8 protein-coding genes and 2 tRNA genes are annotated in these 8589 nt (G+C 66.0%); 2 read left to right on the top strand and 8 right to left on the bottom strand.

The genetic code is table 11. The annotated features are described in order from the left end of the window. Positions 1-587 precede the first annotated feature (587 nt). Positions 588-803, top strand: coding sequence for a hypothetical protein (locus AC0NH5_RS42815; RefSeq protein WP_474414203.1), 216 nt, complete (start codon positions 588-590; stop codon positions 801-803). Between the two features lie 42 nt (positions 804-845). Here the strand turns inward: AC0NH5_RS42815 and AC0NH5_RS42810 are convergent, their stop codons facing one another. The 6 genes from AC0NH5_RS42810 to AC0NH5_RS42785 form a co-directional block, all read right to left on the bottom strand. Next, positions 846-1658 carry a carbon-nitrogen hydrolase family protein gene (locus tag AC0NH5_RS42810; protein ID WP_474414201.1) on the bottom strand — a complete coding sequence of 271 codons (813 nt, stop codon included), beginning with the start codon at positions 1656-1658 and terminating at the stop codon, positions 846-848. 199 nt (positions 1659-1857) lie between these two features. Continuing rightward, complete coding sequence (clpX, locus tag AC0NH5_RS42805; protein WP_474414199.1) at positions 1858-3150, bottom strand: ATP-dependent Clp protease ATP-binding subunit ClpX; 1293 nt, start codon at positions 3148-3150, stop codon at positions 1858-1860. A gap of 210 nt (positions 3151-3360) precedes the next feature. After that, positions 3361-4023: an ATP-dependent Clp protease proteolytic subunit gene (locus AC0NH5_RS42800; RefSeq protein WP_474414197.1), complete on the bottom strand. Its 663-nt coding sequence runs from the start codon at positions 4021-4023 to the stop codon at positions 3361-3363. Positions 4024-4034: 11 nt separating this feature from the next. Next, a complete protein-coding gene (locus AC0NH5_RS42795; protein ID WP_474414195.1) occupies positions 4035-4667 on the bottom strand; it encodes a ClpP family protease in 633 nt (210 codons plus the stop codon). A gap of 205 nt (positions 4668-4872) precedes the next feature. Continuing rightward, positions 4873-6219, bottom strand: a complete 1347-nt coding sequence (tig, locus tag AC0NH5_RS42790) for a trigger factor (RefSeq protein WP_474414193.1) — start codon at positions 6217-6219, stop codon at positions 4873-4875. Between the two features lie 36 nt (positions 6220-6255). Then, positions 6256-6329 (bottom strand) — tRNA-Pro (locus AC0NH5_RS42785). Positions 6330-6461: 132 nt separating this feature from the next. On the opposite strand from AC0NH5_RS42785, the gene AC0NH5_RS42780 reads away from it, so the two are divergent. Next, positions 6462-6535: transfer RNA gene (locus AC0NH5_RS42780), tRNA-Gly, on the top strand. An 89-nt stretch (positions 6536-6624) separates the two neighbouring features. Here the strand turns inward: AC0NH5_RS42780 and AC0NH5_RS42775 are convergent. Then, positions 6625-6762 carry a hypothetical protein gene (locus AC0NH5_RS42775; RefSeq protein WP_474414191.1) on the bottom strand — a complete coding sequence of 46 codons (138 nt, stop codon included), beginning with the start codon at positions 6760-6762 and terminating at the stop codon, positions 6625-6627. A gap of 359 nt (positions 6763-7121) precedes the next feature. Further along, positions 7122-8589, bottom strand: a 1468-nt coding sequence (locus AC0NH5_RS42770; protein WP_474414189.1) for a tetratricopeptide repeat protein, incomplete at its 5' end; no start/stop codon positions are given.

Here is an 8589-nt window from a genome sequence, read left to right as displayed (position 1 = left end):
CGTCCCGGCAACAAACAAATGTTGCCAAAGGAATCTCCCACCCATCCCCAAAGAGATGAGCCGGGGTATTGCCATAATTGGCACTGGCTTATCAAGCACCCTGTTGAGTTCTCAAAGAACAACCGCACATCGAAAGAGAACCTCGATTTGAGGCCCGCTCTCAAGGCAACCGTTCAAAACATACCTGGTCGCTGTCGCCCCACAGGATCCAGGACCCTGTCGGCACCGCCCAGTTGGTTTCCCATGAAGGAAAAGAGTGTTTCCCCGCAGACCGGCCGACGATCGTCATCCGATCAGTCCGCCCGGCTCCCTGCTGGCTTGTCCACCCTACCCGGTCGGCTTCGCTTCCGCAAATCCAATCTCGCTGGATCCACTCGCACCGCCCGAGCGCTGAGTCCAAGCATAGCTCGCTCTCAACGGCCCCCGAGCCACCTTTCCGGATCGTCACTTTCGTGCCGCTCCGTGCCGGTTTCCCGTGGGCAGAGAAGAAGTTACGTGACCCGCGGGGTCGACCGCAAATCGACGTTCATGCCCGCCTCGCTCGCGCGGTCGCACACGGCGGATCGAAACCGTGACAGAGTGGCGTCATGGACGCATCCGAGACTCTGGCGGTCGACGCGTTCCTCGGCCTGCTCGTGCCGCTCTGGCAGCTCGTGATCGGCGTGCTTGTGCTGGTGACGGTGGTTGTCTCCGTCCGCCGGCTCTTCCTGCGCGGCCCCTCCCGGATGGGCGGTGCCCTGCTGCTCCTGGGCGGCGCGGTCGCCGGCCTGGTCGTCGTCAGCTACCTCGTCCAGACTTTGTGACCTGCGCCTCAAGCGCCCACCACGTCCTCTGACGTGCGGCTCTCAGGCACCGTCGGCGTCCCGGAGTCGCCGGTTCGCCAGGCTCGGCAGCTCCGCACGGATGGTGTCGAGCCGCGCGAGATCCAGGTCAGCGATCGTGACCCCCACGGTGTCCGGCGCCTGGCCGAGCACGGTCCCCCACGGGTCGATGATCATGCTGCGTCCGAAACAGGTCCGATCCGGCTCGTGGTCGCCGATCTGCCCGGCGGCCAGGACGTAGCACTGGTTCTCGATCGCACGCGCACGCAGGAGCACCTCCCAGTGGTCACGCCCGGTGTGCAGCATGAACGCCGCGGGCACCACGAGGATCTTGGCGCCGGCCACCGCCAGCCGCCGGTACAGCTCGGGGAAACGCAGGTCGTAACAGATGCTGAGCCCCACCGGCACGCCGTTCACCGGCACCACGACAGTCTCCGTGCCCGGCGCCACCGACCGTGACTCCTGATAGGAGACCCGGCCCGCGATCTCTACGTCGTACAGATGGATCTTGCGGTAGGTGGCGGCCGGCGTGCCGTCCGGCGCGAAGAGCAACGTGGTGTTGAAGGTCCGGTTCTGATCCGGGCCGATCTCGTGGAACGACCCGGCGTGTACCCAGATGCCGAGCTCGCGTGCCGCCGCGGCGAAGAACGTGCCGAACTCGCCGTCGACCGGCTCCGGCTTGGGCGTGTCGGCCGAGCGGCCGAGGAAATCGACGTACTCCGGCAGGACCGCGAGTTCGGCGCCGCCGGCAGCGGCACGTTCGAGCAGTTCGCGGGCTCCGGCCAGGTTGTGGTCACGGTTGTCGCGAGAATTCAGCTGGCAGACGGCGACGCGCATGAATCCGAGGGTACGACCTACGAAGGCGTTCCGGGTCTCCACCGGACCCAGGCGCGGTGCCAGGCCGCACCACACCGCCGGGCGGAAGCGGTGGCGCCCGGTCAACACCACCGGGCCGAGGCCGGCGATCCCGCGCGGACGGGCCCCACAACGACACCACCGCCGCCCTGAACAGGACGGCGGTGGTGGACGTGGACGATCAGGCCGACTTCTCCTCGCGGTCCGGGCGACGACGCCGCCCGACGAACTCCCGCGGCACGATCGTGGGAATCACGTTCTCCACCACGACACCACGGGTGATCACGACCCGAGCAGCGTCGGGGTTGCTGGGCACCTCGAACATGACGTTCTGCAGGACTTCTTCCATGATCGCCCGCAGACCTCGAGCGCCGGTGCCCCGCAGCATCGCTTGATCGGCGATGGCCTCCAGCGCGCCCTCGTCGAACTCCAGCTCGACGCCGTCGAGTTCGAAGAGCCGCTGGTATTGCTTCACGTAAGCGTTACGCGGCTCGGTGAGGATCTTGATGAGAGCCTCACGGTCGAGGTTGCGCACCGTCGTGATCACCGGGAGACGGCCGATGAACTCGGGGATCAGCCCGAACTTCAGCATGTCCTCCGGCATGACCCGGCTGAAGATGTCATCGGTGTTCCGCTCCGAGATCGACCGCAGCCGGGCGCCGAAGCCCACACCGCTCTGGCCGACGCGCTGCTCGATGATCCGGTCCAGCCCGGCGAACGCGCCACCGACGATGAACAACACGTTCGTCGTGTCGATCTGGATGAACTCCTGGTGCGGGTGCTTCCGGCCGCCCTGCGGCGGGACGTTGGCAACCGTGCCCTCCAGGATCTTCAGGAGGGCCTGCTGCACGCCCTCGCCGGAGACGTCCCGGGTGATCGACGGGTTCTCGCTCTTGCGAGCGATCTTGTCGACCTCGTCGATGTAGATGATGCCCTGCTCGGCGCGCTTGACGTCGTAGTCGGCGGCCTGGATCAGCTTGAGCAGGATGTTCTCGACGTCCTCACCGACATAGCCGGCCTCGGTCAGCGCCGTGGCGTCCGCGATGGCGAAGGGAACGTTGAGCATCCGGGCAAGGGTCTGCGCCAAGTGCGTCTTACCGCATCCGGTGGGGCCGATCAGCATGATGTTCGACTTGGCCACCTCGACGTCGCTGCCGCCGCCGGGTGCGCCGTTCGACTCCGCCTGAATGCGCTTGTAGTGGTTGTAGACCGCTACGGAGAGTGCTTTCTTAGCCTGCTCCTGGCCCACCACGTAGTTGTCGAGGAACTGGCAGATCTCCATCGGCTTGGGAAGCTCTTCCCACTTCACCTCGCCGGTTTCGGCCAGCTCCTCCTCGATGATCTCGTTACAGAGATCGATGCACTCGTCGCAGATGTAGACCCCTGGGCCCGCGATGAGCTTCTTGACCTGCTTCTGCGACTTCCCACAGAAGGAGCACTTCAGTAGGTCGCCACCGTCGCCGATCCGTGCCACCTACGTTCTCCTTGCTTTGGTTGCCGGCCGTCAACCGGTCCATGTCCGAGACGGATTGCCTCGTTGCCATCTCATCGTCCGCCGACCCGCGTAACTGAGGCTGCGGCCTTGACGTTACCCGCAAAGGGGCTGTTCTCCGACCCCCCAAAACGGGCGTGTCAGGGGTCGGCCAGTTTAGCTGTCCGCCGGCCGGCCCCTGACACCGCACACTCAGTTACTGGCGCCGACCGTCTGGAGGCTCTTCTTACGCGTCGCCAGAACGACGTCGACCAGCCCGTACTCCTTGGCCTCGTCGGCCGTCATGATCTTGTCGCGGTCGATGTCCTTGCGAACCTTCTCGACCGGCTGGGTGGAGTGGTGCGCGATCATCTCCTCCAGCTGGGTCCGCATCCGCATGATCTCGCGGGCCTGGATCTCGATGTCCGAACCCTGGCCGTAACCACCCTCGGTGGCCGGCTGGTGGATGATGATCCGCGAGTGCGGGAGCGCCATCCGCTTGCCCGGGGTGCCGCCGGCGAGCAGCACCGCGGCCGCGCTGGCCGCCTGGCCGAGGCAGACCGTGCTGATGTCGGGACGCACGTACTGCATGGTGTCGTAGATCGCCGTCATGGCCGTGAAGGAGCCACCCGGCGAGTTGATGTACATCAGGATGTCGCGGTCCGGGTCGGTGCTCTCCAGCGTCAGCAGCTGGGCCATCACGTCGTTGGCCGACGCGTCGTCCACCTGGACGCCGAGGAAGATGATCCGGTCCTCGAACATCTTGTTGTACGGGTTCGACTCCTTGACACCCCACGAGGTGCGCTCGGAGAACGAGGGCAGCACGTAGCGGTTGTGCACCGGAGCGAACCCGGGAGGCATGGTCAGGTCAGTCATGGTTCAGCTCCTCAGTTCAGCGTTCCGGCGCCGTCCGGGACCTGCGTGGCCCCGGTGATCACCCTGTCGATGAAGCCGTAGTCCTTGGCCTCGGTGGCCGTGAACCAACGGTCGCGGTCGAAATCAGCCGCGATCTGCTCCGGGCTCTGTCCGGTGTGGTGCGCGATCCGCTCCTGGAACATCTTCTTGGTGTAAAGCATCTGCTCCGCCTGAATGGCGATGTCGGCGGCCGTGCCGCCCATGCCGCCGGACGGCTGGTGCATCATGATGCGAGCGTGCGGGAGCGCGTAGCGCTTGCCCGCGGCGCCGGCGCAGAGCAGGAACTGCCCCATCGACGCGGCCATGCCCATCGCGACGGTCGAGACGTCGTTGTCGATGAACTGCATCGTGTCGTAGATCGCCATGCCCGAGTACACCGAGCCACCGGGCGAGTTGATCCAGAGGTTGATGTCCCGCTCCGGGTCTTCGGCGGAGAGCAACAGCAGCTGGGCGCAGATGCGGTTCGCGACCGCATCGGTCACCTCGCTGCCGAGAAAGATGATCCGCTCACGCAGCAGGCGGTTGTAGACCGAGTCGTCGAGGTTGCCACTGAGTGATTCGCCCCGGCGCAGCGAGGGGCTCGCGGGGATGTGGAGATCGGTCATGGCAGCCCTTCACAGCTGACTGTGCCGGCCGAGCTTCCGGCCGGCAGGTTGTCCGTCGTACGACCAACCTAACTGGTCGAATGCGCATCAGCTTCCCGCTCGGGCAGCTGTTCGCTGACAGCGCACGCGCATGGTCGTACCCCCGGAAAAGACAACGGCCACCGCGCGGCGCAAGCGTCGCGCGGTGGCCGGCCGTGCAGCTGGCTCAGTGGTTGTGCCCGGCGTGCTCGTCGTCGCCGTTGCGCAGGTCCTCGAGGGAGAGGGTGTTGCCCTCGGTGTCCTTCATCGTGACCTGCTCCATCACCGAGGCCAGAGCCTTGCCCCGGCGCACGTCACCGAAGACGGCGGCCGCCGCACCCGAGCGGACCAGCTGGTCGTAGTACTGCTGGGGCTGCATCTGGGCACGCTGCGCCCGGTGCACGATCTCGTGGCCGAACTCGTCGTCGGTGACCTGGACGTCCTCGGCGTCGGCGACCGTGTCGAGCAGCAGCTGGATCCGGACGCCCTCCTGGGCGGCCTCGGTCAGCTCCTGGTCGATCTGCTCCTCGGTCTTCTCCTCGGAGGCGAGGTAGTCCTGCAGGCTCGCGCCGATCCGCTCCAGCTGGTCGGTCATCGCCTGCTTGCGGCCCTCGACCTCGTCCTTGACGACGCCCTCCGGAGCCGGGATGTCGGCGGCCTCGACGAGCTGCTTGAGCGCCTCGTCACGAGCCGCGTAGATCTGCTCGACCTTCTTCACCCGCATGAGCCGCTCGCGCAGGTCGCCGCGAAGCTCCTCGAGGGTGTCGAACTCGCTCGCCAGCTGCGCGAAGTCGTCGTCGATCTCGGGCAGCTGCTTGTCCTTGACGGTCCGGACGACAACCTTCACGTCGGCGTCCCGGCCGGCGAAGTCGCCGCCCACCAGCTGCGTGGTGAACTCGGCCTCGTCGCCGGCGGAAAGGCCGACGAGCACCTCGTCCAGGCCGGGGAGCAGCTGCTTGCTGCCGACCTCGTGCGAGATGTTGGTGGCCGAGCCGCCCGGCACCTCCTGGCCGTCGACGGTGGCGTTGAGGTCGAGCTGAACGTAGTCACCCTCCGCAGCCGGGCGTTCCACGGTCTTCAGCGTCGCGAACCGCTCACGCAGGCCGTTGATCTGCTCCTCGATCTCGTTGTCACCGATCTCGACGGCCGGAACCGTCACGGTGACCGACGAGAGGTCCGGAACGGTGATCTGCGGGCGCACGTCGACCTCGGCCGTGAACTTCAGCGGCGCGTTGTCGGCGAACTCGGTGATCTCCACCTCGGGCCGTCCGAGCGTCTTGACGTCGTGCTCCTGGACCGCGGCGAGGATCTGCTGAGGGATCGCCTCCTGAACGGCCTCGTTGAGCACGGCACCCCGGCCCACCCGCTGGTCGATCACCGCGGCCGGCACCTTGCCCTTACGGAAGCCGGGCACCTGCACCTGCGCGCCGATCTCCCGGTACGCCTTCTGCAGGCTCGGCTTGAGCTCGTCGAACGGCACCTCGATAGCGAGCTTCACCCTGGTCGGGCTCAGAGTCTCGACGGTGCTCTTCACAGGCGTACTCCTTGTTGCTGCGGTAGTTGGTGACAGTCGGGGTGGCGGGATTTGAACCCACGGCCCCTCGCTCCCAAAGCGAGTGCGCTACCAAGCTGCGCCACACCCCGTGGCGACGGCCAGTGTATGCGGTCGGCTCGCCTGCGTGTGCGCTGGAGTCACCTGCTGGGGAATCCGGTTCGCGCGGAGGGCAGATGATTCAGTAAGCTGTGCACGAGCCGCGGGGTGATCTCGGGGCTCATGCGGGCGTAGCTCAATGGTAGAGCCTCAGTCTTCCAAACTGATTACGCGAGTTCGATTCTCGTCGCCCGCTCCAGGACATCGGCCCTGGTCAGAGGAAATATCCTCCGACCAGGGCCGTTGTGTTTCATCCGTTAGTGGATCTTGCGTGCCATTGGCGTGCCATTAGCCGCTCTTCTTGGCTTTACTGGGCTTCTTGGCCTTCGGGGGACGGCTGCCCTTGGCGATCCGCTTGTCCATGCTGTCGGCTATCTCGCGGTCCCAGTCGCTGGTCGCGTGCTGATAGATCAGGGCCGTTCTCATGCTGGCTCGACCCAACCGGCACATCAGCTCTCCGTGCTGGCGCCGGCTAGAGATCGACGCCGCAGCGTCAGCTGCCTCCGGCTCCCCCAGTGGGAGCCGGAGGAGGCAATAACGGTGAGCAAGCCCACGAAGCGGGTTTTCGGCTGGCTCGGGTCCCGGAACTCCGACTGCGGCGCGGGTCCGGTCAGCTCGCGCACTTGATCGTGGTCAAGCCAAGAGTGCGCGGCCGGTGTGGCGACAACTGCGACCTTACGGCCAGAGGCTTGGAGCGCGAATGATGTCGGGCACCCGCTCAGTCAAACGGGCGCCACACAGGCGTTGGCCTGCGGCCGGCATCGGCCGGTCCGCCGATGTCGGGCCTATTTATCCTCACGATGAGGCCCGCCTTCCAGGTCGCGGAGCAGGCCGTCGAGGTGCTGCACGAGCGGGGCGTGTTCGATCTTGCGGGCAGCGGCGAGGCTCTTCTCCAGTACGTACCGCGCTTCCTCGGGTTGCCCGTAGGCGGTAAGGAGTTGGCCGAGGGCGTTGCCGACGACAGCGAGGCCATCGGGTCGTTGCAGTTGGTCCAGAAAGTTAAATGCGGTAATCAGGTGGGGTGCTGCGGCTTGGTGGCTCAGGCGTTGCAGGTAGACCTGCGCGATGCCCCAGTGGGCGTTGGCGATGCCGTCGAGATCGTTCAACCGCTCGAACAACGGTAGCTGGACCTCCTGGCGGATCCGCAACGCTTCGTCGTACTCACCCCGCTGGTACAGGATGTCGGCGATTTTGCCCCAGGTAACCGCAGTCGAACGCGCGTCACCGAGCCGCTCGTACACCGGCAGCTGGACCTCCTGGCGGATCCGCAACGCCTCGTCGTACTCACCCCCCTGGTACAGGATGTCGGCGATATTGCCCCAGGTAACCGCAGTCGAACGCGCGTCACCGAGCCGCTCGAACACCGGCAGCTCGACCTCCTGACGGATCCGCAACGCCTCGTCGTACTCACCCCGCCGGTACAGGATGTCGGCAATATTTCCCCAGGTAACCGCAGTCGAACGCGCGTCACCGAGCCTCTCGTACACCGGCAGCTCGACCTCCTGGCGGACCCGCAACGCCTCATCCACCTCACCCCGCCGGTACAGGATGTCGGCAATATTGCCCCAGGTAACCGCAGTCGAACGCGCGTCACCGAGCCGCTCGTACACCGGCAGCTCGACCTCCTGATGGATCCGCAACGCCTCATCCACCTCACCCCGCTGGTACAGGATGTCGGCAATATTTCCCCAGGTAACCGCGGCCGAGCGGGCGTCACCGAGCCTCTCGTACACCGGCAGCTCGACCTCCTGGCGGATCCGCAACGCTTCGTCGTACTCACCCCGCTGGTACAGGATGTCGGCAATATTTCCCCAGGTGACCGCAGTTTCCCGGGTGTCACCGAGCCGCTCGAACACCGGCAGCTGGACCTCCTGACGGATCCGCAACGTCTCATCCACCTCACCCCGCTGGTACAGGATGTCGGCGATCTGACCCCAGGTAACCGCGGCCGAGCGGGCGTCACCGAGCCGCTCGAACACCGGCAGCTGGACCTCCTGACGGATCCGCAACGCCTCATCCACCTCACCCCGCTGGTACAGGATGTCGGCGATCTTGCCCCAGGCGATCGCGGTCGAGTGGGTGTCACCGAGCCGCTCGTACACCGGCAGCTGGACCTCCTCGCGGACCCGCAACGCCTCATCAACCTCACCCCGCCGGTACAGGATGTCGGCAATATTTCCCCAGGTAACCGCGGCCGAGCGGGCGTCACCGAGCCGCTCGTACACCGGCAGCTGGACCTCCTGGCGGATCCGC

Source organism: Actinoplanes sp. 13 (genome assembly GCF_056134165.1).
This window is presented reverse-complemented; position numbering and strand designations above follow the sequence as displayed.

What these genes read in the sequence shown, in the direction of transcription:
- AC0NH5_RS42815 (WP_474414203.1), top strand. Translation starts at nt 588, where the DNA reads ATGGACGCATCCGAGACTCTGGCGGTCGACGCGTTCCTCGGCCTGCTC.
- AC0NH5_RS42795 (WP_474414195.1), bottom strand. Translation starts at nt 4,667, where the DNA reads ATGACCGATCTCCACATCCCCGCGAGCCCCTCGCTGCGCCGGGGCGAA.
- AC0NH5_RS42810 (WP_474414201.1), bottom strand. Translation starts at nt 1,658, where the DNA reads ATGCGCGTCGCCGTCTGCCAGCTGAATTCTCGCGACAACCGTGACCAC.
- AC0NH5_RS42800 (WP_474414197.1), bottom strand. Translation starts at nt 4,023, where the DNA reads ATGACTGACCTGACCATGCCTCCCGGGTTCGCTCCGGTGCACAACCGC.
- AC0NH5_RS42775 (WP_474414191.1), bottom strand. Translation starts at nt 6,762, where the DNA reads ATGAGAACGGCCCTGATCTATCAGCACGCGACCAGCGACTGGGACCGC.